The sequence below is a fragment of the Nesterenkonia sandarakina genome, assembly GCF_014138825.1.
Taxonomy (GTDB): Bacteria; Actinomycetota; Actinomycetes; order Actinomycetales; family Micrococcaceae; genus Nesterenkonia; species Nesterenkonia sandarakina.
Genome location: NZ_JACJIH010000001.1, coordinates 2,264,520 through 2,290,551, shown reverse-complemented (window position 1 = coordinate 2,290,551; position 26,032 = coordinate 2,264,520). Strand labels below are relative to the sequence as shown.

The 26,032-nt window shown below is 68.3% G+C and carries 27 protein-coding genes; 12 read left to right on the top strand and 15 right to left on the bottom strand.

From position 1 onward, the window contains the following. Positions 1–135: 135 nt before the first annotated feature. Complete coding sequence (locus HNR24_RS10385) at positions 136–1,164, bottom strand: LacI family DNA-binding transcriptional regulator (RefSeq protein ID WP_182495713.1); 1,029 nt, start codon at positions 1,162–1,164, stop codon at positions 136–138. 144 nt (positions 1,165–1,308) lie between these two features. Between HNR24_RS10385 and HNR24_RS10380 the strand changes: the two genes are divergently transcribed. The 5 genes from HNR24_RS10380 to HNR24_RS10360 all read left to right on the top strand — a co-directional run bounded on the left by HNR24_RS10380 (position 1,309) and on the right by HNR24_RS10360 (position 6,386). Next, a complete protein-coding gene (locus HNR24_RS10380; protein ID WP_058887867.1) occupies positions 1,309–2,475 on the top strand; it encodes a Gfo/Idh/MocA family protein in 1,167 nt (388 codons plus the stop codon). Between the two features lie 113 nt (positions 2,476–2,588). After that, complete coding sequence (locus HNR24_RS10375) at positions 2,589–3,803, top strand: dihydrodipicolinate synthase family protein (protein ID WP_058888146.1); 1,215 nt, start codon at positions 2,589–2,591, stop codon at positions 3,801–3,803. Next, a complete protein-coding gene (locus tag HNR24_RS10370; RefSeq protein ID WP_058887868.1) occupies positions 3,800–4,720 on the top strand; it encodes a sugar phosphate isomerase/epimerase family protein in 921 nt (306 codons plus the stop codon). The genes HNR24_RS10375 and HNR24_RS10370 overlap by 4 nt, the downstream gene beginning before the upstream one ends. Positions 4,721–4,758: 38 nt before the next feature. Continuing rightward, complete coding sequence (locus HNR24_RS10365; protein WP_058887869.1) at positions 4,759–5,187, top strand: universal stress protein; 429 nt, start codon at positions 4,759–4,761, stop codon at positions 5,185–5,187. A gap of 29 nt (positions 5,188–5,216) precedes the next feature. After that, positions 5,217–6,386, top strand: coding sequence for a glycerate kinase (locus tag HNR24_RS10360; protein WP_182495712.1), 1,170 nt, complete (start codon positions 5,217–5,219; stop codon positions 6,384–6,386). 86 nt (positions 6,387–6,472) lie between these two features. Here HNR24_RS10360 and HNR24_RS10355 read toward each other — a convergent pair whose 3' ends face one another. From HNR24_RS10355 to HNR24_RS10335, 5 genes are all read right to left on the bottom strand, one after another. Further along, positions 6,473–7,270, bottom strand: a complete 798-nt coding sequence (locus HNR24_RS10355) for a SurA N-terminal domain-containing protein (RefSeq protein ID WP_157075353.1) — start codon at positions 7,268–7,270, stop codon at positions 6,473–6,475. A 116-nt stretch (positions 7,271–7,386) separates the two neighbouring features. After that, entirely contained in the window at positions 7,387–7,713 is a 327-nt protein-coding gene (locus HNR24_RS10350; RefSeq protein ID WP_058887872.1) for a DUF202 domain-containing protein, read from the bottom strand. Next, on the bottom strand, positions 7,713–8,090 hold the full coding sequence (locus HNR24_RS10345) for a YidH family protein (protein WP_058887873.1): 378 nt from the start codon (positions 8,088–8,090) through the stop codon (positions 7,713–7,715). The genes HNR24_RS10350 and HNR24_RS10345 overlap by 1 nt, the downstream gene beginning before the upstream one ends. A gap of 117 nt (positions 8,091–8,207) precedes the next feature. Next, positions 8,208–8,996, bottom strand: a complete 789-nt coding sequence (locus HNR24_RS10340; RefSeq protein ID WP_310735429.1) for an SDR family NAD(P)-dependent oxidoreductase — start codon at positions 8,994–8,996, stop codon at positions 8,208–8,210. A 186-nt stretch (positions 8,997–9,182) separates the two neighbouring features. Further along, entirely contained in the window at positions 9,183–10,406 is a 1,224-nt protein-coding gene (locus HNR24_RS10335; protein ID WP_182495710.1) for a pirin family protein, read from the bottom strand. Between the two features lie 145 nt (positions 10,407–10,551). Between HNR24_RS10335 and HNR24_RS10330 the strand changes: the two genes are divergently transcribed. The 4 genes from HNR24_RS10330 to HNR24_RS10315 all read left to right on the top strand — a co-directional run bounded on the left by HNR24_RS10330 (position 10,552) and on the right by HNR24_RS10315 (position 13,811). Next, a complete protein-coding gene (locus tag HNR24_RS10330) occupies positions 10,552–11,889 on the top strand; it encodes a galactokinase (protein ID WP_182495709.1) in 1,338 nt (445 codons plus the stop codon). Next, positions 11,886–12,593, top strand: coding sequence for a pyroglutamyl-peptidase I (locus HNR24_RS10325; protein ID WP_182495708.1), 708 nt, complete (start codon positions 11,886–11,888; stop codon positions 12,591–12,593). The genes HNR24_RS10330 and HNR24_RS10325 overlap by 4 nt, the downstream gene beginning before the upstream one ends. Positions 12,594–12,832: 239 nt before the next feature. Continuing rightward, positions 12,833–13,015, top strand: a complete 183-nt coding sequence (locus HNR24_RS10320) for a hypothetical protein (protein WP_182495707.1) — start codon at positions 12,833–12,835, stop codon at positions 13,013–13,015. 526 nt (positions 13,016–13,541) lie between these two features. Further along, on the top strand, positions 13,542–13,811 hold the full coding sequence (locus tag HNR24_RS10315; RefSeq protein ID WP_058887878.1) for a hypothetical protein: 270 nt from the start codon (positions 13,542–13,544) through the stop codon (positions 13,809–13,811). On the opposite strand, the gene HNR24_RS10310 is transcribed toward HNR24_RS10315, so the two are convergent. Continuing rightward, on the bottom strand, positions 13,792–14,862 hold the full coding sequence (locus HNR24_RS10310) for a helix-turn-helix transcriptional regulator (protein WP_182495706.1): 1,071 nt from the start codon (positions 14,860–14,862) through the stop codon (positions 13,792–13,794). The genes HNR24_RS10315 and HNR24_RS10310 overlap by 20 nt on opposite strands. Positions 14,863–15,002: 140 nt before the next feature. Here HNR24_RS10310 and HNR24_RS10305 point away from each other — a divergent pair, with 140 nt between their 5' ends. Continuing rightward, a complete protein-coding gene (locus tag HNR24_RS10305) occupies positions 15,003–15,977 on the top strand; it encodes an SDR family oxidoreductase (protein WP_182495705.1) in 975 nt (324 codons plus the stop codon). Here HNR24_RS10305 and dnaB read toward each other — a convergent pair. Further along, entirely contained in the window at positions 15,974–17,335 is a 1,362-nt protein-coding gene (dnaB, locus tag HNR24_RS10300; protein ID WP_310735428.1) for a replicative DNA helicase, read from the bottom strand. The two genes, HNR24_RS10305 and dnaB, sit on opposite strands and share 4 nt — an antisense overlap. After that, a complete protein-coding gene (locus HNR24_RS10295) occupies positions 17,332–18,897 on the bottom strand; it encodes a condensation domain-containing protein (protein ID WP_182495704.1) in 1,566 nt (521 codons plus the stop codon). Before HNR24_RS10295 ends, dnaB begins: the two co-directional genes overlap by 4 nt. Before the next feature lie 84 nt (positions 18,898–18,981). Here HNR24_RS10295 and HNR24_RS10290 point away from each other — a divergent pair, with 84 nt between their 5' ends. Further along, positions 18,982–19,782, top strand: coding sequence for an alpha/beta fold hydrolase (locus HNR24_RS10290; RefSeq protein ID WP_182495703.1), 801 nt, complete (start codon positions 18,982–18,984; stop codon positions 19,780–19,782). Between the two features lie 656 nt (positions 19,783–20,438). Next, positions 20,439–21,449 (top strand): glutaminase A, encoded by a 1,011-nt coding sequence (gene glsA, locus HNR24_RS10285; RefSeq protein WP_182495702.1) that lies wholly within the window; start codon positions 20,439–20,441, stop codon positions 21,447–21,449. A gap of 51 nt (positions 21,450–21,500) precedes the next feature. Here glsA and HNR24_RS10280 read toward each other — a convergent pair whose 3' ends face one another. The 6 genes from HNR24_RS10280 to HNR24_RS10255 form a co-directional block, all read right to left on the bottom strand. Continuing rightward, entirely contained in the window at positions 21,501–22,622 is a 1,122-nt protein-coding gene (locus HNR24_RS10280; protein WP_182495701.1) for an LLM class flavin-dependent oxidoreductase, read from the bottom strand. A gap of 159 nt (positions 22,623–22,781) precedes the next feature. Then, positions 22,782–23,234 (bottom strand): 50S ribosomal protein L9, encoded by a 453-nt coding sequence (rplI, locus tag HNR24_RS10275; RefSeq protein WP_058887886.1) that lies wholly within the window; start codon positions 23,232–23,234, stop codon positions 22,782–22,784. 33 nt (positions 23,235–23,267) lie between these two features. Further along, on the bottom strand, positions 23,268–23,507 hold the full coding sequence (rpsR, locus tag HNR24_RS10270; protein ID WP_036475751.1) for a 30S ribosomal protein S18: 240 nt from the start codon (positions 23,505–23,507) through the stop codon (positions 23,268–23,270). A 113-nt stretch (positions 23,508–23,620) separates the two neighbouring features. Continuing rightward, entirely contained in the window at positions 23,621–24,181 is a 561-nt protein-coding gene (locus tag HNR24_RS10265; protein WP_182495700.1) for a single-stranded DNA-binding protein, read from the bottom strand. 56 nt (positions 24,182–24,237) lie between these two features. Continuing rightward, positions 24,238–24,537, bottom strand: coding sequence for a 30S ribosomal protein S6 (gene rpsF / locus HNR24_RS10260; RefSeq protein ID WP_058887888.1), 300 nt, complete (start codon positions 24,535–24,537; stop codon positions 24,238–24,240). A gap of 175 nt (positions 24,538–24,712) precedes the next feature. Further along, the gene (locus HNR24_RS10255; RefSeq protein WP_182495699.1) at positions 24,713–26,032 is read right to left on the bottom strand and encodes a M18 family aminopeptidase; all 1,320 of its coding nucleotides are present in this window, start codon (positions 26,030–26,032) and stop codon (positions 24,713–24,715) included.

The window sequence follows — 26,032 nt, the reverse complement described above, 5'->3', positions numbered from 1 at the left end:
CTGACTCCGGGCCGGCGGTGACCGAAAACTGCCCGTGAACGTGATCGAGATCGTGACTTGAGTCACGTGATCTGCGTCTCAGCAATGTTAACGTTAACATCGTCAGCCGCGTCAAGACCTGTAGAGAATTTCTTTTCAGTCGTGGAAGTCGGTGGAGCCGCGCTCGACCAGCTCCGGGGAGATGAAGTTCGGCACGTGGGTCAGCCCATCGCTGACGTCGAGCAGCAGCTCCAGGGCGGCGCGGCCGGCTTCTTCGAAGGGCTGACGCACCGTGGTCAGCGGAGGGGAGAAGTACCCGGCGGCATCCACATCGTCGAACCCGACCACCGAGATGTCTCCGGGCACCGAGAGCCCGCGCTCGGAGAGCGCCCGGATCAGGCCCAGGGCGATGAAATCGTTCGACGCGAAGATGGCGTCCGGCAGCGGCTGCCCGGTGAAGAGCTGCTGGGCGGCGTCGTAGCCGGCTTCGGCGGTCCAGCCGGAGGCGCGGATCATCCGCGGCGCACTGAGATCGGCGACGGCGAGCGCCTGGCGCCACCCGACCACCCGGCCGCGGGCATCGAACCAGTCCATCGGTCCGGCGATGTGCGCGATGGCTCGGTGGCCGCGGTCGATCAGGTGCTGGGTGGCCCGGCGCGCCCCGAGCTCCTGATCGATCCCGGCCACGTTCATGTTTCCGGCCGGCCAGAGCCCGGAGGTGACCAGCACCAGCGGCACCCGGGCGGAGAGCTGCTTGGCCGCCTCGGCCAGGGCCGGGACCGGGGTGATCACCACGATCCCCTCGATGCCGTGGCTGAGGAAGAAGTCCAGTGTGGACTCCACGGTCTCGGCACGCTGGTCCCGGACCACGCTGAGCGCGGTGGCGTAGCCGCGCTGCCGGGCGGCATTCTCGATCGCCCAGGTCATCCGGGTGGGACCGAAGTCGGTGTCACCCTGGCTGACCACGCCGATCAGGCCGGTGCTCTGGGTCTTCAGCGCCCGGGCCTGGCTGTTGCGCCGGTAGCCCAGGGTGGCCATGGAGCGCTCGATCCGCTCCCGAGTGTCCGGGTGGACGGTCTCCGGGGCGTTCAGCACCCGGGAGACGCTCTGGTGGGAGACACCGGCGTGCTTGGCGACGTCGATCATCGAAGGCCGCCTGGCACCCCTGCGCTTCGCCCCGCTCACCCCGCGGCTCCTCTCCCCACTGCTCGAGATGATCCTGCCACATCCGCACGCGGACACCGATCATCAATTGTGACGTTTGACACAACTAACTGGGTGAGAATAGTTTGGAAAGCGCATTCCCACTCGCCTGCAAGGAGTTCCCCCATGTCTGAACCACGCGTCCTGCGCATCGCCATGAACGGCGTCACCGGCCGAATGGGATACCGTCAGCACCTGCTGCGTTCGATCCTGCCCATCCGTGATCAGGGTGGAATCACCCTGGCTGACGGATCCAAGATCACCGTGGAGCCCATCCTGATCGGACGCAACGAGGCGAAGATCAAGGAGCTCGCCGCCAAGCATGACGTGGAGCACTGCAGCACCGACCTCGACGCCGTGATCAATGATCCCTCCGTGGACATCGTCTTCGACGCCTCGATGACCTCGCTGCGCTATGCCACGCTCTCCAAGGCCATCGGCGCCGGCAAGCACGTCTTCACCGAGAAGCCGACCGCCGAGACCCTGGAAGAGGCCGTGGACCTGGCCCGCCAGGCCAAAGCCGCGGGCATCACCGCCGGCGTCGTCCACGACAAGCTCTACCTCCCGGGTCTGGTGAAGCTGCGCCGCCTGGTGGAGGAGGGCTTCTTCGGCCGCATCCTCTCGCTGCGCGGGGAGTTCGGCTACTGGGTCTTCGAGGGTGACCACCAGCCCGCCCAGCGCCCTTCCTGGAACTACCGGCTGGCCGACGGCGGGTCGATGACCACCGATATGTACTGCCACTGGAACTACGTGCTCGAGGGCATCATCGGCACAGTCAAGACCGTCACCTCCAAGACCGCCACACACATCCCGCAGCGCTGGGACGAGTACGGCGAGGCCTACACCGCGGACGCCGACGACGCCGCCTACGGCATCTTCGAGCTCGAGACGCCTGAGGGTGATCAGGTCATCGGCCAGATCAACTCCTCCTGGGCCGTGCGCGTCTACCGCGACGAGCTGGTGGAGTTCCAGATCGACGGCACCCACGGCTCCGCGGTGGCCGGGTTGAACAAATGCGTGGCCCAGCAGCGCGCCCACACCCCGAAGCCGGTCTGGAACCCGGACCTGCCGGTCACCGAGTCCTTCCGCGACCAGTGGAGCGAGGTCCCGGCCAACGGCGATCTGGACAACGGCTTCAAGGCGCAGTGGGAGGAGTTCCTGGCCGACGCCGTCGCCGGCCGCGAGCACCGCTTCGGTCTGCTCTCCGCCGCCCGCGGCGTCCAGCTGGCCGAGCTCGGGCTGCAGTCCGCCGCAGAACGCCGCACCCTCGACATCCCGGAGATCACCCTATGAGCACCCACAGCCCGGCAGCGGTCACCGACTCTGAAACCCCCGACTCTCAAGCCCCCGGCCCTGGAATCTCTGACCCCGCGACGACCGACCCCGCACGGGCCTCCACGGGCGCCCTGCCCACGCTGCGCCTGCCCTCCCCGGAGGGTCAGCTGCTGGACTACACGATGTCCGGTCCCGCTGACTTCGCCCCGCCCAGCACCCCGCTGACCTCCCGGAAGGTCTACGCCGCGGCCCACGTGGTGCCAGTGATGTCGGCGGAGAACGTCCCCGGCGCCCCCGCGCAGCTGGACTGGGAGGCCACTCTGGCCTACCGGCATGAGCTGTGGTCCTACGGGCTCGGCGTCGCCGATGCCATGGACACCGCCCAGCGCGGCATGGGCCTGGACTGGGCCTCGACCAAGGACCTGATCCGCCGTTCGGCCGCCGAGGCCGCCACGGTGGTGCGCACCCAGCGGCATCCGGCGGTGGTCGGCCGTTCGGTGCGGGACCTGATCGCCTGCGGCGCCGGCACCGATCAGCTCGGTCCCGACTCGGTCGAGCCGGGACCGGCGGGTCTGCAGTCCGTGCTCGCCGCCTATCAGGAACAGCTCGCGGTGGTCGAGGACTCCGGCGCGAAGGTGATCCTGATGGCCTCTCGCGCCCTGGCGAAGGTGGCCAGCGGCCCCGAGGACTACCTCACGGTCTACTCGCAGCTGCTCGATCAGGCCAAGGAGCCGGTGATCCTGCACTGGCTGGGCACCATGTTCGACCCCGCGCTCACCGGCTACTGGGGCTCCACCGATGTCCCGGCCGCGACGGCCACCTTCCTGACGCTGATCCGGGAGAACGCCGAGAAGGTCGACGGCGTGAAGGTCTCGCTGCTCGACGCCGCGCATGAGAAACAGCTGCGCGCGGATCTGCCCGAGGGCGTGCGCCTCTATACCGGAGATGACTTCAACTATCCGGAGCTGATCCACGGTGAGGACGGCGTCCATTCCGATGCGCTGCTGGGCATCTTCGCGGCGATCTACCCGGCGGCCTCCGCAGCGCTGCAGGCCTACGACGCCGGTGACCCGGAGCGCGGCCGTCAGATCATGGACTCCACCCGGGCGCTGGGCAAGCACATCTTCGCCGCCCCCACCTTGTACTACAAGACCGGGATCGCGTTCCTGGCCTGGCTCAACGGCCATCAGAGCGGATTCCAGCTGGTGGGCGGGCTGCATTCCGGACGCTCGCTGACCCACCTGGCGCACACCTTCGTGCTCGCCGATCAGGCCGGGCTGCTGCGCGACCCGCAGCTGGCGGCGCAGCGGATGACCGCACTGCTCACGACCGGAGGACTCACATGAGCTTCGAACTCTCGCTGAACACCGGCACGACCCCGAACCTCACGCTGGAAGAGGCGGTCGAGGCGGTCGCCACCTCGGGACTCAAGCACATCGGCCCCTGGCGTCACCTCCTGGAGCAGGCCGGCGGGGCCGAGAAGGCCGCGGCGCTCATCGCCGGAGCCGGACTCACCGCCACGACCCTGTGCCGCGGCGGGTTCCTCACCCCGGCGGACCACCAGGGGCGCCGCGCCGCCCTGGAGTCGAACCGGGCCGCGATCCGCGAGGCGGCGATGATCGGGACGGCCGAGCTGATCATGGTCGTCGGCGGACTGCCGGCGGCCGCGCACCTCCTCGCTGGCAGCGGCGGCGCCGCACAGAAGATGAGTGCGGACAAGGACATCCTTGGAGCCCGGGGACGCGTCGCCGAGGGCCTCGCCGAGCTGGTCCCCTACGCCGCCGAACATGGGGTCCGGCTGGTCCTGGAGCCGCTGCACCCGATGTACGCAGCGGACCGCGCGGTGCTCTCCACCCTGGGCGAGGCCCTGGATCTGGCGGCCCCGCACCCGGCCGAGACGGTCGGCGTCGTCGTCGACACGTTCCATGTCTGGTGGGACCCGCAGCTGCGCGAGATGATCGCCCGCGCCGGTGCCGAGCAGCGCATCGCCAGCTACCAGGTCTGTGATTTCAACCTGCCGCTGGCCGCCGACGCGCTGAAGTCCCGAGGCATGATGGGCGACGGCTACGTGGACTTCCCCACCATCAGCCGCTGGGTGGCGGAGGCCGGCTACACCGGTCCGGTGGAGGTGGAGATCTTCAACCAGGCGATCAACGACCAGGACGCCGCCACCACGCTGGAGACCATGACGCAGCGCTATGAGCAGCTGGTGCTGCCCGCACTGCGCGGCAGTGTCCCAGCTCTCGATGCTCCAGTAAGGTGATCTGCGGTTCACATCACATCCGATAGAAGGAGATCATCATGACAGGACCCATCGTCGTCGGTGTGGACGGAAGTCCCACTGCTGAGCGTGCCGCCAAGAAGGCTCGCGATCTGGCGCTGAAGCTCGGTGTCCCGCTGCACATCGTCTCCGCACACACCGATGCCAGCATCGAACACGTGAACAGCGGATCAGACCAGTGGGTGGTCTCGGGTTCGGACAACGCGCTCTACATCGCCGAGCAGGTGGTCCGCGGGCTGCGCACCCCAGGACTGAAGATCCATGCCGGGTCGGCCCAGGGCAAGCCCGCCGAGGCACTCATCGACTACGCGGAGAAGACCGGCGCCTCGATGCTCGTCGTCGGAAACCAGCGCATGCGGGGGGCCCGTCGGGTGCTCGGAAGTGTCGCGAACTCCGTGTCGCACAACGCCGGCTGTGACGTGTACATCGCGAACACCTACCTCGACTAGGACCGGAGAAGATGGCGGATCGCAGACCGATGAGCACCACCGCGGATGCCGTGGAGCGCATCGTCTGCGTCCCCGACTCCTTCAAGGGCTCTGCCAGTGCCGCCGAAGCCGCCGCGGCGCTGGCCCGCGGCGCCCGACAGGTCTATCCGTCGGCGGGGATCATCGAGCTGCCCTTCGCCGACGGCGGGGAAGGCACGCTCGAGGCGCTGCTGGCCGCATGGGGCCGCCCCGCCGAGACCGTCGAGGTCTGCGACGCGCTGGGCCGGCCGGTCACCGCGCAGTACGGACGCTCCGCGGACGGGCGCAGCGGGGTGATCGAGGCGGCGCAGGGCAATGGGCTGCCCCAGGTCTCCGATGTCGCCCCAGCGCCGCTGCGCGCGGACAGCTTTGGGGTGGGGCTGATCGCCCGCGCCCTGCTCAAGGACCCAGAATGCACCGAGATCCTGCTCTGCATCGGCGGCTCCGCCAGCACCGACGGCGGGACCGGGCTGCTGCGCGCCCTGGGCGCAGAGTTCCTCGACGCCGCGGGTGAACCGGTGCCCCCTGGCGGTGCCGGTCTGGGGAGGATCAGCGCCGTGGATCTCACCGGCCTGGATCCCAGAGCCCACCAGGTGAGCTGGCGGATCGCGGTGGACGTGGAGAATCCGCTCACCGGCGAGCGCGGTGCCGCGGCGGTGTTCGGACCGCAGAAGGGCGCGACGACGCAGGATGTCCAGCTTCTGGACGAGGGTCTGCGTCATCTGGCCGAGACGCTGGGGGCCCACGCCGGTGATGATCCCCAGCAGCTGTGTGAGACCCCTGGATTCGGCGCCGCCGGGGGAATGCCGCTGACCATGGCGGTGCTGCTGGGCGCAGAGATCCTGCCCGGCGCCCAGATGGTCGCCGAGGCGTTGGACCTGGAGCAGACCCTCGCCGAGGCGGATCTGGTGATCACCGGGGAGGGTTCACTGGATGCCCAGTCCCTGGGCGGCAAGGTGGTCCAGGCGGTGCGCCGGCATGCCCCCCGCGAGGCGGCGGTGCTCGTGATCGCCGGCGCGGTCCAGCTCAGCGCGGAGCAGTGCCGAGCCGCCGGGCTGACCGCAGCGTTCTCGATCGCCCCGGGAGCGGCCTCGCTGCAGGACCTGCTGCACCGGGCACCGGAGCTCATCGAGGACACCGCCGCCCAGGCCTGCGGGCTGCTGCGGCACAGCCGCTCCTGATCCGCAGTTCGCGGTGAGCCACCGGCCCGCCGGGGCCACAGACCTGCCGGGGTCACCGGCCCGCCTGACTCACCGACCCGCCGGGGTCACAGGTTGGTCGTCACCTCTGCATCGGACCTCAGGTCATCGACATGGGCCACTGCGGCCTCATTGCGGGCTTCATCGGTGGCCTGCGTCTCGAGATCATCGCGGGCCTCCTCGAAGGAGGGCATCTCGTCCTCTTCGGCGCCCTCAGCACCCTCGGGGCTGGGTGCATCCTCCTGGGCGGCGACGGCCTCGTCGTAGAGCTCCCGGAGCTCCTCCTCGGAGGGCTCGGGGACCTCCAGGTCATCGAGCACCTGGTTGATCAGCACCTGACTCTCGGCGTCCTGCCTCAGCTGCTCCTCATCCATGCCCTGGTCCTCATAGGCCTCGATGAACTCTTCAGAGGACTCCATGCCGACGTTCTCCGCGGCGTCGCTGATGATCGCCTCGATCTCATCGGAGGAGGCTTCGTAGCCCTCATCCTCGGCGTCCTGGAGCAGCAGCTCGTTGCCGATCATCGACTCCAGGGTCTGCTCCTTGAGCTGATCCTGGTCCGGCTCCTCGCCGGAGATCTGCGACTGCATCGCCATCTGCTGGAACTGGGACTCGTAGAGCACGGTGAAGTCCTCGCCGCTGAGCTCCTCGCCGTTGACCTCGGCCACGACCTCAGGGATGTCCGAGGTGTCAGCCTCCGGCATCTCGGGCTGCTCGGCCCCGGCCTCCGGAGACTCCGCGCCGGCTTCGGCGCTCTGTTCTTGGGCGTTCGCGTCGCCGTCGTCGGCGGCAGGCGCATCGCTGCAGGCGGCCAGGGCCAGCACTCCGGCCAGCGCGAAACCAGTGGTCATCATTTTCTTCGACAAGGCACGGACCTCCTCATTGGTAATCGAGCGCGAAACGTAGCACGCGGAGCCCAACGCGGAGACCAGTTGCTGTTCAGCTCAGGTCCAGACCCGGACTGGCCGCGCTCACCAGTGGATCAGGCGAGCACCGCGAGGATGCCCAGCAGGCCAAGCACCACGGTGGCCAGGGTCGTGATCAGCACCGCGGGCACGTCCGCCTCCACCTGCTCTGCGGCGATCCCTCGGGACTGCCGCGAATACCGGCGCCGCTGGGTCAGGTAGATGGCGCCGGCGACGACGGCGCAGCTCAGCGTCAGCCCCAGGGTCCAGAACCCGTAGTGCGGCAGCCAGCGCAGAAAGACCGCGCCCACCACGGCGAAGAGCATCATGGTGCGGCCCCAGGAGAGCACCGTGCGTTCTGGCTGCAGACCTGGATCTGCATGCAGCGGCGCGGCCGGGGACATCAGTCCAGCACCACCAGCACGATGATCACGGCCATGGCGACCCCTGAGGCGAAGCTCAGCAGCGGGATGATCAGCGGCATCGGCAGCGGGTGACCCAGGCGCATGCTGCGCTCCACATTGAGCCAGCGCAGCGCCGCGCCCACGCTGATCAGCAGCCCCACGCTGATCGTCAGCACGGAGACCACGGTGCGGTACGGGTCCGCGAACACCTCGGCGGCGAAGGCCTCCACAGCGACACCCCCGGCCAGGAAGGCCAGGGCGGTGCGGATCCAGGCCAGAAAGGTCCGTTCATTGGCCAGGGTGAACCGGGGGTCAGGCTCGGTGCCGTGGGCCAGCAGCCGCGCGCTCAACCGTCCCCGCTGTGGGTTCTCGCTCACTGTGCCTCCTGCTCGCTGCTCCTCGGCGCGCTCGCCGCCAGAGCGCGCTCAAGTCTTTCACAACGGCGAAGAGGCCAGACGAGGTGGCCTTCGGGGAGGCCGCCTCGTTCGAGTGCGTCACACTCCGGCCGCCGCCGTGCGCTGGACGAGCAGGCCCTGCATCTTCTTGGCGATCATCGCGATCCCCCGGCGCGGGGCGATCCGCGCGAGCAGGTCGAAGAGCAGGGCGTCGTTGCCGATCATCACACGGAAGCGCTTCTTCTCCACCGCGTCCACCAGGATCCGTGCCGCCTCCTGAGGGCTCGTGACCTTGGCCTCAGCCGCTGAGATGCCGCTGAGATCCACCCCGGAGTGGGCGCTGATCTCAGTGCGCACCGCACCGGGGAAGACCTCGGTGACCCGCACTGCGGTGCCCTGCAGCTCGGCGTAGAGCCCCTCGGTGAGCATCCGCACCGCAGCCTTGGAGGCACCATAGGCCGACTGTCCCGGCACCGGGAGCAGGGCGCCCATGCTGATCACATTGACCACCGAGGCCTCGGGCCGGGCCCTGAGTCCCGGCAGGAAGGCCTTGACCGTGTGCAGGGTGCCCCAGAAGTTCACGTCCATGACCCGTTCCACGACCTCCAGATCCAGATCTTCCACGGAGACGAAGGGCTGGATGATCCCGGCGACGTTGATCAGTCCGTCCACCGGGCCGTGGGCCGCAGCCATGAGCCCGGGCAGCTCTGCGACCGCGTCGCGGTCGATGATGTTCAGGGTGTGGGTGCTCAGCCGCTCCCCCGCCTGCGCCAGCTCGACGGTCTCCTGCAGCGACTCCGGATTGAGGTCGACGGCGGCCACCCGGGCACCGCGGGCGAGCAGCTCAAGCACGACGGCACGGCCTATGCCGGCGCCTCCTCCGGTCACGACGAATACTTTCCCTGGACACTTCATGGCCATGCCTCCACGTGTCTCCGACAGGCGATTCCCTCCCGGAAGGCCAGGCTAGGGCAGGGCTCCTCCGGGCGGAAGGGCCTTTCCTCGGCTGGGCACGGATCACTCGGCGGCCGAGCTGCCGGGACCCATGAGAGTTCCAGGGGCCAGGTCCGCGTCTCAGCCGCGGGGCTTCATCCGGGTGTTGGGCAGCTCGGGGGCCGGCAACGGCGCGGCCTGTCCCGGCGGGAAGTCGCCGAACTGCGGAAAGCTCCGCCCGTCGTCGTAACGGGTCTCGGCCAGCGCATCGCGGAGTCCTCCGTGCACCGGGTCACCCAGGGCCCCGAGCGGGACCGTCACCTGATGCTCGGAGCCATCCGCCCGGGCGGCACGCTCGGTGGGGGCGCCCTGCGTGGAGTCGCCCGGCCTGGGTCCGCCACCTCGCACGCCTCCCGTGGCATCGGAGACGGTGTGCAACGGGGAGTCCTCGGCTGCCGGCTCGAACCCCATCTCAGCCTGGTAGGCGTTCCGGAAGGCCACGATCTCCTCGTGGCTGCGCCCGACGAAGTTCCACCACATCACGATCTGCTCCCCCAGGGGCTCCCCGCCGATCAGCAGGGCAAGAACCGGCTCGTCGAGGGCCTGGACACGCAACACGGTGTTCCCGGTCTCGGTGACTGCCAGGTGGTCCTCCTCGACCAGGGCGCCGTTGAGCCGCACCGCGCCCGCAATCCGCAGCAGTCCATGCTCATGCTCGGCGGGGACCTCGATCTCCAGCACGGTTCCGGGCTCCAGGCGCAGCTGCGCCCCGGTGAGCGGGAGGTAGGTGGGCACCGGCGAGCGCCGCCCAAGCAGCTCACCCAGGAAGATCCGCGCCTCCCAGCCGGGTCCGCGGACCGGGTCTGGGCGGTGGGTCTCGAGCGAGGGTGCCACGAAGCGGTGCTCATCGGGGAAGGCGTACCAGAACTGGGCGCCGTGGAGCACCGTCGTATCGGCCGTGGAGTACTCCGAGTGGCTGATGCCGCTGCCGGCGTTCATCACCGCCACCTCACCGGGACGCACGGTGGCCCAGTTCCCGGCGGAGTCCATGTGGTCGATCCGGCCCTCGAAGAGCCAGGAGACGGTGGCCAGCCCGGTGTGCGGATGCCGGGGCACCCGCATCGGCGTGGCCTGGGTGAGGTCATCGGGACCGTAGAAGTCCAGGAAGCACCAGGCACCCACCAGGGACCGAGCCCGCTGCGGCAGGGTGCGGCGCACGTTCATGGCGCGCGGCCCGCCCAGCGGCACCGTGCGCGGCTCCAGCAGCTCCACCCCGTCCTGCGCGCGGGTCACTCCGTCGCGCAGGCCCTCGAAGGTATAGGGCCCGTTGATGCAGACCTGCTCCTGCAGTTCACCGCTGCTCATCGCCGTCTCCTTCAGTCCCTGGTCCGCGAATGCACGGCAAGTATTTCAAAATTGAACGGAAAAGCCTAGGGGGTCAGCCGCAGACGCTGAGCGCCGGTCACTCCCATAGAACACCACGCCACTGTGGATGGCACAATGGAATACCGTGCGAACTACCGATGCCGTCTGGCTCGCCCCCGGCGAGCCGCAAGAGATTCAATCTGACCTGGTCACCCGCTTCCAACAGGAGTATGGCCGGGCAGCTTCGGGCACCTGGTTCGCACCGGGGCGGGCCAATCTCAACGGTGAGCACATCGACTTCCACGCCGGTCGCTGCCTGCCCCTGGCCCTGGCCCACGGAACCTATGTCGCCGCCGCCCCGCGCACCGACGGCCAGCTCCGCCTGCGCACCCTGGACCCTTCCCTTGATGACGGGGTCACCACGGTGGCCCCCGACGCGATAGGCCCCGGCGCCGCCGTCGAAGCCACTGGTCATTGGAGCCAGTACGTCTCCGGGGTCCTCTGGGCACTGCGGGAACTCGGCGACTCCCAACCGGAGTTCCAGGTCGACCCGGATTTCGGCGCCGACCTGCTGGTGCTCTCCACGCTGCCCATCGGCGGAGGGCTCTCCTCCTCGGCGGCCCTGGAATGCGCCTCCATCCTGGCCTTCCTCGCCCTGGGCACTCCGTTCGGCCAGGAGAACCCGCTGCAGAACCTCAATGCCGCGCTCACCAAGCAGCACCGCAAGGAACTCGCCTCCGCCTGCGTGCGCGCCGAGGTGGAGGTGGTCGGCGCCGGCACCGGTGGTCTGGATCAGTCCGCCGCACTGCGCGCCCGCCCTGGAAAGGTGCTCTCTCTGGACTGCCGGGATTTCAGCGTCACCCCCTTGGACATCGGCTGCATCCTGCGCGGTTACCGGCTGATCGCCGTGGACACCGGGGAGGCTCACCGCCTTGCCGATGGCCAGTTCGGCCAGCGTCGCGCCGACGCCGAGGCCGCCACCGCTCTGTTGGGCCTCGACCGGCTGCGCGATGCGCTTCCCGAGCGTCCGCGCAAGGCCGACGTCACCCACGTGCTTGAGGAGTTCGATCGACTCTCCGAGCAGCTGGAGACCCTGGAGGGTCGCAGCATCGCCGCCTGCCGGCGTCGACTCCGACACGCGCTGACCGAGATGGTGCGGTCTGAGAAGCTGCACCATCTGCTCTCCGGGGATTCCTACGGGGTGCGCCACATCGCCTCCACCATCGGGGACATCCTGACCGCGGGCCATATGAGCATGCGCGACGACGCGGAGGTCTCCTTCGACGTCGCCGACATGGTCGTGGAGACCGCGCTGGCCCAGGGGGCAGAAGGCGCCCGGCTCATCGGCGGCGGCTTCGGCGGATCCGTGCTCGTGCTGATCTCTCCAGCGGCGATTCCCAAGCTCACCGCGGCTCTGGAGCGCATCAGTCGCAGCATCCGCCTGCTCGACGTGGCTCCGTCCGCGGCGGCCCACGCGCTGTGACCTCCCCCGCCCCGGCCGAGACAGTCGCAGGCGCTGCGAGACCTGTCCACACGGTGCTGCTCACCGGGTTCCAGCCCTTTGCCGGCATGGACCACAACCCCTCCTGGAACGTTGTCACAGAACTGGCCGAACGCGCCGAACGTGCGCAGCTGCGCGCCCAGGCGGTGCACGGAGAGATCACCGTGCGCACAGCGCTGCTGCCGGTGGAGTTCGAGGCCAGCGCGCAGCTCATGGAAGAGCAGATCGCCGAGACCGACCCCGACCTGGTGATCGCGGTAGGCCTGGCGGCCGGCACCGAGGCGGTCCGGCTGGAGCGCGTGGGCCTGAATCTCCGTGATGCCCGGATCCCGGACAACGCCGGCCACCAGCCCGCCGGAGAACCCGTGGTCCCGGGCGGACCGACGGCGATGTTCTCCACCCTGCGGCTGAAGGCCGCACATGCCCTCATCGACGCCGAGGGAATCCCTGTGACGCTCTCGCTCAGCGCCGGCAGCTTCGTGTGCAACAGCCTGCTCTACGCCCTGCTGCACACCACCGGACCCGGACCCGGCGCCCGTGCGGCCGGGTTCGTCCATGTCCCGGACCTGGACCGCCCCGGGTCCGAGGTGAGCCTGGCCCAGGCGGTGCTCGCGCTGGACCTGCTGATCACCGAGTCGCTGCGCCCCGAGCCAGACCTCGACGTGCCCGCCGGCCTGCTGCACTGAGTCACTGAGCCGCTGGGGCACTGAGACACTGCGGCCCTTGAGACACTTGGGCACTCAGGCGCTGAGGCGCCGAGTCACTGAGGCGCTGAGGCGCTGGGACACCGAGGATTCTGCCGGGCCACCAGCCCGCCCGGCAAGGATTTACCTCCCGACCAGCTCATTCTCAGAGACTCTGCCTAGACTTCGCTCAGAGCGCACTGACCATCTACCGGCAGAGAGCTGCCAAGCGAGGTGCACGAATGTCGTCTCATCCCGCAGGATCCGAACACCGCGAGCTTGACCCCTCGACCCAGGACTCCGCAGCCCGGCACAACCCCGGGCTCGGGCGTTCCCACTCCGATGCCGCCGTTGCGATCACGCTGGGACTCGGCATCGGGGTGCTCGCGTTTCTCCTGGTGCTCCCCTACCTGGGCAGGATCTGACCGGAATCCGACGCCGAGCGCACCTCCCCGGATCCCGGCTGGCCCTCGGCGTCGCCGGTCCGCTTCTCACCCGAAATGCCCGGTACGCTGACACGCTGTGAGCACCTGCAAGAAGTCGGCCGGGAAGAAGCCCGCCTCGAAGAACTCCGCCTCCAGGGGGCCCTCCGGCGCATCGGCGTCGCCCTCGCGGAGAACGGCCTCTTCGAGCCGAAGCAACCCGGGCCCGCGCGCTGGCTCTGGCTCACGTGCTGGCACAGGCCCGCGCGCTGGAACGGGTCCACGCAACACCTCCAGGGGCGGCGTCCGAACCGGCAGCGCAGCAAAGACAGGCAGCGCACCACGAGCCCGAACCGCAACCCGGACCGGAGCCGCAACCCGAACCGGAGCTAGAGGAAGATCCGGCGCGCCGGGCAGGCCTGGCACCCACGGTCCCCGAGCGGGCGGACGCGCCACGTCGGGTCCGGCCTCTGCCGCGCCCAGTGGTCTGCGGAAGTTCGCAGGAGACTGGGGCCGGTACCTCTGGGCCGTGGTCGTCGCCGTGGTGATCGCAGCGATGCTCTTCGAGTTCACCATGATCTGGACCATCGGGGTCGGCTTCTACATGCTGGCCCTGGGCGAGTTCACCGGACTCTGGCTCCTGGTGGGCGGCTACGCGATGGCGTGCACCCCGGCGGCCTTCGGCCTGCTCATCGCCACCGGCCAGTTCTGGAAGTCCATGACCCACGCACTGTGGATCGGCCTGCTCTACGGTGCCGTGGGGTTCACCTTCCTCGACGTCATCCTGGGCGCCTTCTAGCGCCCGCCGCGCGGCGGTGGCGCGCCACCAGCTCCTCAGCCCGTGCAAGCACCATGTGGCGCAGGGCATCCGGGGAGAGCACCTCCACGCCTGGCACCGAGATGAGCTGGGACGCGGCGACCTCGAGGCTCTCCAGCCGCAGCTCGAAGCCCGCCCGCTCAGGGTTCACGGGCCCGCCCTCGGCAGCGGTGGTGCCACCCGAGATGGTGCCAGCCGAGATGGCGCCAGCCGAGCTCACTGCCTGGGCCGTGGCGCATGAGGACGCCCCGAGCCGCCGCATCGCGGCTCCCGGCGTGGCGGCCCGCAGCAACTCCACGGCTGTGATCGGCACGGTGACCTGGACCGGCACGGTGCGCAATGAGGCTTCAAACTCCGCCCGCGAGTCCCTCCAGTGCTGAGCGAGGAAGAAGCCCTCAGGGCGCCACGCCGCTTCCGGCAGCTCCTCCGCCCGGCGAATCCGGCTCACCCGGTAGGTGCGTGCAGACCTCCGATGCGCCGCCACCAGGTACCAGTGTTCGCCCTTGAGGACCAGTCCCAGCGGGTCCACCATCCGATTCACGGCGCCTCCCGCGCCGCGCTGGTAACTGATCCGCAGCCGGTGGCCGGACCACACGGCCTGAGCCACCGTGGGAAGTGCACCGGGGTGCTCAGGCTCGGTGAACCAGGCCTCATGGTCGAGCAGGAACCTCTCCTGAACGGGCTTGACCGCCGCGCTCTGACCGGTGGTGGCCGTGGCGGCGAGCATCTTCAGCCGCGCCATCTGGAATTCGGCCTCCAGACCGAGGCCGCGTGAGCCGGCCTCACCGATGATCAACGCCTGCAGCTCCGGGACGGTCAGACCGGTGAGCGGTGAGCGCCAGCCCTTCACCAGGCCGACGCCGCGGCCCGGACCGGGCCGGGTCCACAGCGGCACCCCCATGCTCTGGAGTGCCGCGATGTCCCGCTCGATGGTGCGCACACTGACCCCGTAATGCGCAGCGAGCTGGGACGCAGTGGCGACCGGGGCGCGGCCGAGCTCGAGCAGCAGCGCCACCAGCCGTGAGGATCGCATGGCAGAAGTCTAAAGAGATCCCGACACCAGATGTCGGGGATTGCTGGGACGCTGAGGTTCGAGGCCACCACAACGGGCCTCACTCCGCTCTACCCTCCCGTGCCGCTGGTGCGCACGGCACACCGCTGAAGGAGGCAGTCATGAACGCTCAGTCAAGCCAGGCTGGCCACCCCCACCACCCCGACCTCTCCGGCCGGGTCGCACTGGTCACCGGAGCCACCCGCGGGGCCGGTCGCGCAATCGCCCGCGAGCTCGCGGCCTGCGGCGCGCTGACCTATTGCACCGGTCGCTCCACGCCGGAAGACCCGTCTGACTACGGCCGGCCCGAGACGGTGGCGGAGACCGCCCGGCTGATCAACGACGCCGGCGGCATCGCGCATCCGGTGATCGTGGATCACCTCGAGATCGAAGCGGTCCGGGCGCTGATCGCGCGCATCGACGCCGAACAGGGGCGCCTGGACATCCTGATCAACGACATCGGCGGGGAGGCCTATGTGGAGTTCGGCAAGACCCTGTGGGACTACGACCTCGACGCCGGGAAGAAGCTCTTCGACACCGGGTTCACCACGCATCTGAACACCAGCCATGCCGCTCTGCCGCTGCTGATCCGCCACCCGGGCGGGGTGGTGGTGGAGGTGACCGACGGGACCCGCAGCTACAACGCCTCACACTTCCGCGAGAGCGTCTTTCATGATCTGACCAAGACCGCGGTGGATCGCCTGGCCTTTGCGCAGGGGCATGAGCTCGCCGCCCACGGCGGGACCGCCGTGTCGGTCTCTCCCGGCTGGCTGCGTTCGGAGATGATGCTCGAGGGCTTCGGGGTGACCGAACAGACCTGGCGCGCCGCAGCTGAGGCCAACCGGGGCAGGACCGATGTCGTCCCGCCCTATGAATTCGTCATCTCCGAGACCCCGGCGATGCTCGCCCGCGGTGTCGCAGCCCTGGCGGCGGACCCGGCACGCGAGCGCTGGAACACGCTCTCGACCAGCTCCTACGAGCTTGCCCAGCACTACGGCCTCACCGACATCGACGGGTCCCGGCCGGATGCATGGAGCTTCATCACCCAGCTGGAGACCACCGAGGCGGCCACGCTGGAGGCCTCGGACTACCGCTAGAAGTCCCGGGCCATGTCCTGGAAGCGGGCGTAGTGACCCTGGAAGGCCACCGTGATGTCCCGGGTCGGGCCGTTACGGTTCTTCGCCACGATGATGTCGGCCTCGCCGGCGCGCTCGGTCTCCTTGTCGTAGACCTCGGGCCGGTGCAGCAGCATCACCATGTCCGCATCCTGCTCGATGGACCCGGATTCGCGCAGGTCCGAGACCTGCGGCTTCTTGTCCGGGCGTGATTCCGAGCCACGGTTGAGCTGGGAGAGCGCGATGATCGGGACGTCGAGCTCCTTGGCGAGCAGCTTCAAGGTACGGGAGAACTCGCTGACCTCCTGCTGGCGCGACTCCACCCGCTTGCCCGAGGAGAGCAGCTGCAGGTAGTCCAGCACCACGAGCTTGAGGTTGTTCCGCTGCTTGAGCCGGCGACACTTGGCCCGGATCTCCATCAGCGACATGTTCGGGGAGTCATCGATGAACAGCGGCACGTCGTTGAGCCGGTCCACCGCCTCGGACATCTTCTCCCAGTCCTCGTCACGGATGTTGCCCTTGCGCAGATCCGAGAAGAGGATGCGGGACTCGGCGGAGAGCAGGCGCATCGCGATCTCATTGCGCCCCATCTCCAGGGAGAAGAAGGCGGCGGTCATCTTGTTGTTCACCGCGGCCGCGCGGGCGAAGTCCAGCGCCAGGGTGGACTTACCCATCGCCGGGCGGGCCGCGATGATGATCATCTGGCCGCCGTGGAAGCCGTGGGTCAGGTCATCGAGCTCGCGGAAACCGGTGGGGATCCCGGTGAGCCCGCCGTCGTGGGCCGAGTTCGTCTCGATCTCATCGATGGTGGGTCCCAGCACCTCGGAGAGCGAGACGTAGTCCTCGCTCTGCCGGTTCTCGGCGACGTTGTAGATCTCCGACTGCGCCTGGTTCACGATGCCCTCGACCTCACCGTCGGCGGTGTGCCCGAGCTGCACGATCTTGGTGCCAGCGTCTACGAGTCGGCGCAGGATGGCCCGTTCCTGCACGATCTGGGCATAGAAGCCGGCGTTGGCGGCGGTGGGCACCGACTGGGCCAGGTTGTGCAGGTAGGCCGGGCCGCCGATGCGCTGGAGCTCGCCGCGCTTGGTGAGATGGTCCGAGATGGTCACGACGTCGGCGGGCTCGCCGCGGCCGTAGAGATCGATGATCGCGTCGTAGATCAGCTCATGGGCGGGCCGGTAGAAGTCCGAGCCGCGCAGCACCTCGACGACATCGGCGATGGCATCCTTGGAGAGCATCATGCCGCCAAGCACGGACTGCTCGGCCACCATGTCCTGCGGGGGTGTGCGGGAGTCCACCCCGGCCGGGGATCCAGTGTCGTAGAGCTCGGTAGTCACCCCTCCACGATACTCGGTGCCCGCAGCCCTTCGACCACTGCCCCCAACCAGGTGTGCATGGTCTCCCGGGCCTGTGGGGTATCGGGATAGCGGCAGCGCAGATGCAGCCCGGCCTCGTTGACCACGAACCAGATCATCACCCCGTCGGTCTGGACCACGGCCGAGACATGCTGCGCATTCAGCGCCTGATCGACGTTGACCGGGAGCCGACGGTGATCCAACCAGCTCATCGCGAACATCCCCGGCTCGGCGGGCATCCCACCATAGGGACGCATGATCGGAGCCATCGGATGTGAGCCCAGTCGGATCGCCTCCTTGACCGCCTGGTAGCTGCCGCGCAGGCTCTCGTCGTCGTTCTCCAGCACCGCGTTGGTGATGAACCAGCCCACCGAGTCGAACCAGCGCGGCTCGTCCCGGCTGTGCACCGGGAACACCGTGCGCAGCGGCTGGTCCCCGAGCTCCCGAAAGAGCCGCGTCATCACGGACACGGCGACGGCGATCAGCCGGACCCCCTGCTCCTTGGCGTGGGCCTCCAGCACATCCAGCTCCGCCGAGTCCAGCACGTCGCGGACCTCGACCTTCTCGCTGACCGGCAGCGAGATGTCCCCCAGCGGCAGCGGGAACGTCGGCATCACCCCGCCCCCGGCCTGGAGGATCTCCTGCCATCGCGAGACGATCTCCTCCGGCGGGAACGGTTTGTCCTCCATCGCCAGGGTGTGCGCCGCGAAGGACTCCGGCACCTTCAGCCCATGCGCCACCGGGCGCCCCGCTCGCAGGTTCTCCAGGACCGCGGTGAAGTCCCGCACCAGCACCAGCAGGGACCAGGCGTCCACGTGGGCGTGATCGGAGCCGATCACGATCTGCGGGGAGCCGGCGGTGTCCCGCACGGCGGCAGACTCCCCGTCGTCGATGACACAGAGCCGGTGCGAGGGCGTGCCGAAGGGGTCACACACGGAATCGAAGTGCGCCCGCAGAGCCGCCTTGACCTCGGCGGCGCTGAGCTGATCGCTCGGAGCGTCAAGGTGCGCGGTCTGCAGCCCTGTCCCGCTGTGCACGCTGAACCCGACCGGGCGGCTTTCACGCTCCGGCGCCTCGAGCTGTTCCCAGGCGCCGGGCAGCATGGTGACCTCCCGCAGATACAGATCGGTGATCGGGCCTCCGGAGCGCTTGCCGGGGCCGGAGTGAGCATGATCTGCATCACTGCGGCGTGGTGCGTGTTCTGGGCGCCAGTCGAAGACCGTGCGCAGCGTGCCGTGACGCTGGATCACCACCTGCCAGGCGGCAGCGATCTCTTCCAAGGAGGCCGGGCCGTCGAGCTGAAAAGAAACCGCCATCCACGATCCGGGCCGCGACCCGAAGCTGACATGGCGGTTCTGATCAAAGGACACCGGCAGCCCGCGGGGCGGATCCGGCGTCGGCGCTGCGGCCCCTGGCGGTCCAGCGGTGAAGCCGAGTCCCGCGCTGACGTTCGGATCAGGTTCGGCGGCGGCCTGGGCCACCATCGAGTAGCTGGAGAGACGTCCGGGCCTGGCGTGCATCTGTGCCACATTGGTCAACCGCATACGGCGTAGTGTAGATGGCGTTCACGACGCCAGGATGGTTCCGGCGCAACTTGTTGTTCACCTGAGACGCAGGAGTCAGAGACCGTGGGGCTTTTTCAGACGGCCGGGGCGAAGCTCGCGTATGAGATCACCGGTGAGGGGCCGACCTTCGTCCAGCTGCACGGGCTGACCTCCTGCGCCTCCCGGGAGCGCCGCGCCGGGCTGGATATGACCCTGAACCTTCCGGACTGCCAGGTGCTGCGCTACGACGCGCGGGGACACGGCTCCTCCACTGGTCGGGCGGTGCCCGAGGACTATCTCTGGCCGCGGCTCGCCGAGGACCTCCTTGAGCTGCTCGATGAGCTCGCTCCCGGTGAGACGGTCCACGCCGCCGGCCCCTCGATGGGAGCCGCGACCCTGCTCTATGCCGCGCTGCGCGATCCCGACCGCTTCGCGTCACTGACCCTGATGGTCCCGCCCACCGCCTGGGGCACCCGCTCCGGGCAGGCCGAGACCTATCAGAGGTCGGCTCAGCTGGTGGAGGACCAAGGGATCGGCGCCTTCGTCCGTGTGGGCCGGCAGGTGCTCCCGCCGCCGGCCTTGGCTGACCGGCAGAAGGAACGCGTCCCCGCGGTGAGCCAGGAGCTGCTGCCCTCGATCTTCCGCGGTGCTGGCATGACTGATCTGCCGGATCCAGAGGCGCTGCGGGAGCTCAGGGTCCCCACCCTGATCCTGGCCTGGGTCGACGACTACGCGCACCCGGTCTCCACGGCCGAGAAGCTGCACCAGCTGATCCCGAACTCCAGGCTGCAGATCGCCGAGACCCCGGAGGAGCTGGACACGTGGCCGCGCCGGGTGGCGCGCTTCGTCGCGGCTCATCCGGTCGCGGGCGCAGTCCACCGCTGAGGATCGGATCGCCGGGCACCCAGCAGGATCACGAACCCTGGGTGCGTGATCCCCTTCCCTTCGCCGGCGTCCCGGCGATCCGATGTGCCTCCAGGCCCGCCGTTTCATGCCCCGCATCGCAGTGCAGGGGCGCGGAACCAGGCCCGCCTCGGATTCCCCGAGGCCTCGGACACGTCGAGCATGGGACACCGGGAATCGCTTCCCAGCCCCCTGTCTCCGTTCCGGCCACTGATCGCGGCTCCGCGTGAATGCGCGCTGGAGGAGTCCAGCCAATATTCACGTCCGAGGGACTTTCCACACTGTAGGTCCCGGGACGGGCACGAGCAATAGCCCAGAATGCCCCTGCCTGTGGAGAAAATGTGGACTACGCGGCGTGTCTTGTGCACAACATGTGCAGGAAGCTGTGGACAGAGTCCGGATAACGGTGCAGTCAAGCCTCTGACCTGCAGTTACGGGGTCTTCACACTGTGCACTTCGGTTTTCTGGTACCAATTTTTCCACCATTGTGTGGCCTTGCCGTAACCCTGCCGTTAAGTGTATGCGGGTACCGTCGCCGTGTTTTCCACAGCTTGTCCACAATCTGGTGAGAACGCTCAGGAAGGCGGTCCGATCCCCAGCGGGTAGCGTAGGGAGCCCCACACTTCAGGAGTCTCCCGGTGCAAGAATCGATCAACACATATCTCCGCGAAGTCCTCAGAGAGTCCGGTGAGGATGTCAGCGGCAAGCTCGCCGCCTACATCCCCCGACTGCGTGACGCAGATGAGAACCTGCAGGCGCTCGCCCTGGCGACCGCCGACGGCCAGGAGTGCTCCGCGGGAGACGACGAACACCTGTTCACCATCCAATCGATCTCCAAGCCCTTCGTCTATGCGCTGGCTCTGGATGACATCGGTCTGGACCGGGTCCGCGACATGGTGGGGATGGAACCCTCCGGCGAGGCGTTCAACGAACTCTCCCTGGAGGGTGGGACCGGACGTCCGCTGAACCCGATGATCAATGCCGGTGCCATCGCCACACATCATCTGGTGGACCACAGCAGCCACGAACAGCACCCCGGGGGTCAAGAGAGCCTCTCACGCACCCCCGAGGTGCGCAGCCGGACCACCCGGATCCTCGACGGCCTCTCCGCCTTCGCCGGGCGCCAGCTGGAGATCGACTGGGATGCCGCGGAGGAAGAGTACGCCACGGCGTACCGCAACATGGCGATCGCCCACATGCTGAAGTCCCACGGCTCGCTGGAGACCGAGCCGGATGAGGCGGTCCGCGGATATATCGACCAGTGCTCGATCATGGTCACGGTCAAGGACATCGCCCGGATGGCCGCCACGCTGGCGAACAACGGCGTCAACCCGGAGAACGGTGAGCGTGTGATCTCCGCAGAGTCGGCCCGCACCACGCTGGGGATCATGGCCACCTGCGGCATGTACGACGCCTCGGGGCGCTGGCTGACCCAGATCGGCATCCCGGCGAAGTCGGGGATCTCCGGTGGCATCATCGGAGTCCTCCCAGGTCAGGTCGGGATCGCCTCGTTCGCGCCGCGACTCAATGAAGAAGGCAGCAGCGTCCAAGGCGTGGCCATGTTCCAGCATCTCTCCAACGAGCTCTCACTGCATCTGATGAGCAACCAGCGGATCAACGTGATCGAGGAGCTTCAGCGACGCGTCTGAGCCGAGTCGGCAGGACCCCCGCAGCGGAGACCCGGGCGGGACTGCACCTGGTTAGGCCACAGCCGCTGTGCCGCCGCCTGGGACGGGATCTCGGCCCTCCTCGCGCCGGCGCAGCAGGCTGGCGTGCGTGGGTGCCTGTGGAGTCCCCTGCGGGGCGCGGGCGGCCACCTCCTTACGAAGGACCGGGACCACCTCTTCACCGAGCAGATCGATCTGCTCCAGCACGGTCTTCAGGGGCAGCCCCGCGTGGTCGATCAGGAAGAGCTGTCGCTGGTAGTCCCCGGCATACTCCCGGAAGCTCAGCGTGCGTTCGATGACCTGCTCAGGGGTGCCCACGGTCAACGGGGTCTGCGCGCTGAAGTCCTCCAGCGAGGGCCCGCCGCCATAGACCGGTGCCCGATCGAAGTAGGGCCGGAACTCGCGAATGGCGTCCTGCGAGGTGCGGCGCATGAAGACCTGGCCCCCGAGACCCACGATGGCCTGCTCTTCGGTCCCGTGGCCGTAGTGCGCGTAGCGGGAGCGGTAGAGGTCGATCATCCGCCCGGTGTGTTCCTTGTTCCAGAAGATGTTGTTGTGGAAGAACCCGTCGCCGTAGTAGGCGGCCTGCTCCGCGATCTCAGGAGACCGGATGGACCCGTGCCAGACGAAGGGCGGGATGTCGTGAAGTGGACGCGGGGTGGAGGTGAATCCCTGCAGCGGGGTCCTGAAACGCCCGGCGAAGTCGACCTCGGTCTCGCGCCAGAGCCGGTGCAGCAGTGCGTAGTTCTCCACCGCCAGGGGAATCCCGGAGCGGATGTCTTTGCCGAACCAGGGGTAGACCGGTCCGGTGTTCCCGCGTCCCAGGGTGAGATCCACCCGGCCCTGGGCCAGGTGCTGGGCGAAGGCATAGTCTTCTGCAATGCGCACCGGGTCCGTGGTGGTGATCAGCGTCGTCGCCGTGGAGAGCTGGATCCGGGTGGTCTGGGCAGCCAGGTAGGCCATCAGGATCGGCGGGTTCGCCGGCGCCACGAAGGGCGGGTTGTGGTGCTGGCCCACGGCGAAGACGTCGAGGCCGACCTCCTCGGCCCGCTTCGCAATCGCCACCATCGACTGGATCCGCTCGTGCTCGGTGGGCACCCGACCGGTCGTGGGATCAGGTGTCATGTCCCCGATGCTGAATACGCCGAACTGCATAGCTGCTCCCTGCGCCGTCACGGTTGACCCGGTCTCCCCGAGACACTGTTCAAGATTTCAACAAGACCCAGCATAGCGGGCACAAGAAGGCCCCGGCCTCCCAAGGGAGTCCGAGGCCTTCTCAGTTCTCAGCCGCGAAAGGGCCGGGATATGTGCTGCCTACTTGGAACCGACGACCTGAAGGTCGAGGGTCGCTGAGACATCGGCGTGCAGGCGGACAGTGGCCTTGTAGTTGCCGACTGCCTTGATGCGCGCGGGGATCTCGACGGTGCGCTTGTCGATGGAGCCCAGGCCGGAGGCCTCGACTGCATCGGCGATCTGTGCGGAACCGACGGTGCCGAACAGGCGGCCGGAGTCGCCGGTCTTCACGGTGATCTTCACGGGGGCAGACTGCAGCTTGGTGGCCACTGCCTGTGCTTCCTCGACCGTTGCGATCTCGCGAGCCTTGCGAGCGGAGCGCAGGCGCTCCACGTCCTTCTCGCCGCCCTTGGTCCAGGCCAGTGCGAAGCCACGCGGCAACAGGTAGTTGCGTGCGTAGCCGCTCTTGACCTCGACCACATCACCGGAAGCGCCGAGACCGGTCACTTCCTGAGTCAGGATGAGCTTTGCCATGGGTTGTTCCTTTCCTTCCCAGTCAGTCCTGGATCAGCCGCGGCCAGCGCCGGCGTACGGCAGCAGTGCGACTTCGCGAGCGTTCTTGATCGCCTGGGCGATCTTGCGCTGCTCCTGGACAGTCACACCGGTCACCCGGCGTGCACGGATCTTGCCTCGGTCGGAAATGAACTTCCGCAGCAGAGCGGTGTCCTTGTAGTCGATGACCGTGATGTCAGCAGCCTTCAGCGGGTTCGCCTTGGGCTTTGGCTTCTTGAGTTCAGCCTTTGCCATCGTGGTGCTCCTTTTCATTCTCGGAGCCCGCACCTGTGGGATGCGGGATGGTGGATAGTGTGTGTTCTTGAGCCGCTGCTCCGTGGCTCAGAGGCGCGTGGCGCCTGCTGAGATCAGAACGGTGGCTCGTTGTTGTCAGGGGCTCCCCAGTTTCCGCCGCCGGAGGGCTGTCCGCCCCACGGGTCCTGCGGCGCGGAGTCGTTGCTCCAGCCGCCGGAACCACCGGATGACGAGCCGCCGCCGGAGTTTCCGCCGCCGAAGGCTGCACCGCCGCCGAAGCCGCCGCCGCTCGGGCGGCCGCCCTGGCCGCCGCTCGAGCGCTGGACGCTGGCGGTGGCGAAGCGCAGCGAGGGACCGATCTCATCGACGTCGAGCTCCCAGGAAGTGCGGTTCTCGCCCTCCTTGGTCTGGAACGACCGAGCCTTGAGCCGACCCTGGGCGATCACGCGGGTGCCCTTGGTCAGTGACTCTGCGGCGTTCTCTGCGGCTTCACGCCACAGGGAACAACGGACGAAGAGGGTCTCCCCGTCCTTCCATTCATTCGCTTGACGGTCGAAGAAACGCGGCGTAGACGCGATGGCAAAGTTGGAGACCGCTGCCCCCGAAGGGGTGAAGCGGAGCTCTGGATCTGCCGTCAGGTTGCCTACAACGGTGATGATGGTCTCGCCGGCCATGGAAGTGCTCCTTGGTTGCTGGTTCGCCCTGACAGGTGGATCGTCCACCTGGAGGATTAATCGATCTTCTGTTCCTCGGGGCGGGTGATCTTGGTGCGCATGATCGTCTCGTTCAGGCGCAGCAGTCGGTCGAGCTCAGCGGCGGCGTCGGGAGTCGAGTGGAAGTTGACGACGGCGTAGACCGCTTCCGTCTTCTTCTGGATCTCGTACGCCAGGCGGCGTCGGCCCCAGACGTCGACGCTCTCCACGGAGCCGCCGTCCTTCTTGACGACCTCCATGTACTTGCCGAGGGTCGGCTCTACGGTGCGCTCATCAACCTCGGGGTCGACGAGCACCATCAGTTCATAGTGACGCATTGTGTTAACCCACCTCCTTTGGCCTTGCGGTCACGGGATTTCCGTAACAGGAGGGTCTATCTGCATCGGCATCTGGTCCTGCTCGGCCGGCCCTCGGCATGAGGGCAGGCTGAAACCAGGTCAGACAACCTGCACTATGGTACCGGCTTTGCCCGCGCGTGACGAACGGGTCGGCTCAGCTGTGCAGCGGGGTGGCGAAGAAGCTCGCCACCGCGTCCCGGAGGTGACCGAGATCCTCGACCCCGCACATCTCTCGCGCGGAATGCATCGAGAGCAGCGCGATGCCGACGTCCACGGTGCGGATCCCGAGCCGGGTCGCGGTGATCGGCCCGATCGTGGAGCCGCAGGGGAGATCGTTGTTCGAGACGAACTCCTGGGTGGGCACCCCCGCGGCACGGCAGACCTGGGCCCACATCGCAGCACCCGGGGCGTCGGTGGTGTACCGCTGGTTGGCGTTGATCTTCAGCAGCGGCCCGCCGTTGGGCAGCGGGTGGTTCGCCGGATCGTGGCGTTCGGAGTAGTTCGGGTGCACTGCGTGACCGGCGTCGCTGGAGAGGTGCCAGGAGGCGGCCAGGGCCTGTGCCCGCTGGTTGGCGGTGGCCCCGGGCTGACCGGCCGCGCGGCCGAGACCCTCATAGATCCGCTCCAGCACCTCCTGGAGGAACGGCCCTGCGGCACCAGAGCGCGAGGCGGAGCCCAGCTCCTCATGGTCGAAGGCGGCGAGCATCGGAATCACCGTGCCGGTCTCGGCCTGATCGGCGATGCTCTGCAGGGCGGTGAGTCCGGCGTGGACCGAGGAGAGGTTGTCCAGACGGCTCGAGGCGAAGAACTCCTGGTTCGCGCCGAACCTCGCCGCCGGCTGGGCGTCGGCCAGCACTATGTCATATCCATCCACCTCGGAGGGGTCCACACCGGCCGCCTCGGCCAGCAGCGCCAGCACGTCCGCGGCTGCGGCCTGTTCGGAAGTACCGGCCAGCCCTAGGACCGGGCTGGTGTGCGCCTGCTTGCCCAGCTTCAGCCCCTCGTTGACCTGACGGTCCAGGTGGATGGCCAGCTGCGGGATCCGCGCCACCGGGCTGGTGGATGCCAGGTGCGTGACTCCGTCCCGGGTGACCAGACGCCCAGCCAGGCGCAGCTCCCGATCCAGCCAGGAGTTCAGCAGCGGCCCGCCGTAGACCTCGACCCCGGCCTGCACCCAGCCCTGGCTGATCACCGTGGACTTGGGCTTGAGCTTGAATCCGGGGGAGTCGGTGTGCGCACCGAGGATCCGCAGCGGGGTGGTCGGAGAGGCATTGGAGGGCACCACCCAGGCCAGCACGGCTCCGTCGCGGAGAACCACATAGCCGCCGGGCTCTGCGGGCCAGTCCTGGTGTTCTCCCAGCTGGGTGAAACCGGCGCTGACCAGGCGCTGCGCCGCGACGGCGGCCGCGTGGTAGGAAGACGGGGAAGCGGCCAAATAGGCGGCGAGATCTTCGACGAGCTCTTCGGATGTCAT

Coding starts and splice junctions, on each gene's coding strand:
- HNR24_RS10380 (WP_058887867.1), top strand. CDS start 1,309: ATGTCTGAACCACGCGTCCTGCGCATCGCCATGAACGGCGTCACCGGC.
- HNR24_RS10370 (WP_058887868.1), top strand. CDS start 3,800: ATGAGCTTCGAACTCTCGCTGAACACCGGCACGACCCCGAACCTCACG.
- HNR24_RS10365 (WP_058887869.1), top strand. CDS start 4,759: ATGACAGGACCCATCGTCGTCGGTGTGGACGGAAGTCCCACTGCTGAG.
- HNR24_RS10360 (WP_182495712.1), top strand. CDS start 5,217: ATGAGCACCACCGCGGATGCCGTGGAGCGCATCGTCTGCGTCCCCGAC.
- HNR24_RS10350 (WP_058887872.1), bottom strand. CDS start 7,713: ATGTCCCCGGCCGCGCCGCTGCATGCAGATCCAGGTCTGCAGCCAGAA.
- HNR24_RS10335 (WP_182495710.1), bottom strand. CDS start 10,406: ATGAGCAGCGGTGAACTGCAGGAGCAGGTCTGCATCAACGGGCCCTAT.
- HNR24_RS10320 (WP_182495707.1), top strand. CDS start 12,833: ATGTCGTCTCATCCCGCAGGATCCGAACACCGCGAGCTTGACCCCTCG.
- HNR24_RS10310 (WP_182495706.1), bottom strand. CDS start 14,862: ATGCGATCCTCACGGCTGGTGGCGCTGCTGCTCGAGCTCGGCCGCGCC.
- HNR24_RS10305 (WP_182495705.1), top strand. CDS start 15,003: ATGAACGCTCAGTCAAGCCAGGCTGGCCACCCCCACCACCCCGACCTC.
- HNR24_RS10295 (WP_182495704.1), bottom strand. CDS start 18,897: ATGCGGTTGACCAATGTGGCACAGATGCACGCCAGGCCCGGACGTCTC.
- HNR24_RS10280 (WP_182495701.1), bottom strand. CDS start 22,622: ATGCAGTTCGGCGTATTCAGCATCGGGGACATGACACCTGATCCCACG.
- rplI (WP_058887886.1), bottom strand. CDS start 23,234: ATGGCAAAGCTCATCCTGACTCAGGAAGTGACCGGTCTCGGCGCTTCC.
- rpsR (WP_036475751.1), bottom strand. CDS start 23,507: ATGGCAAAGGCTGAACTCAAGAAGCCAAAGCCCAAGGCGAACCCGCTG.
- HNR24_RS10265 (WP_182495700.1), bottom strand. CDS start 24,181: ATGGCCGGCGAGACCATCATCACCGTTGTAGGCAACCTGACGGCAGAT.
- rpsF (WP_058887888.1), bottom strand. CDS start 24,537: ATGCGTCACTATGAACTGATGGTGCTCGTCGACCCCGAGGTTGATGAG.
- HNR24_RS10255 (WP_182495699.1), bottom strand. CDS start 26,032: ATGACATCCGAAGAGCTCGTCGAAGATCTCGCCGCCTATTTGGCCGCT.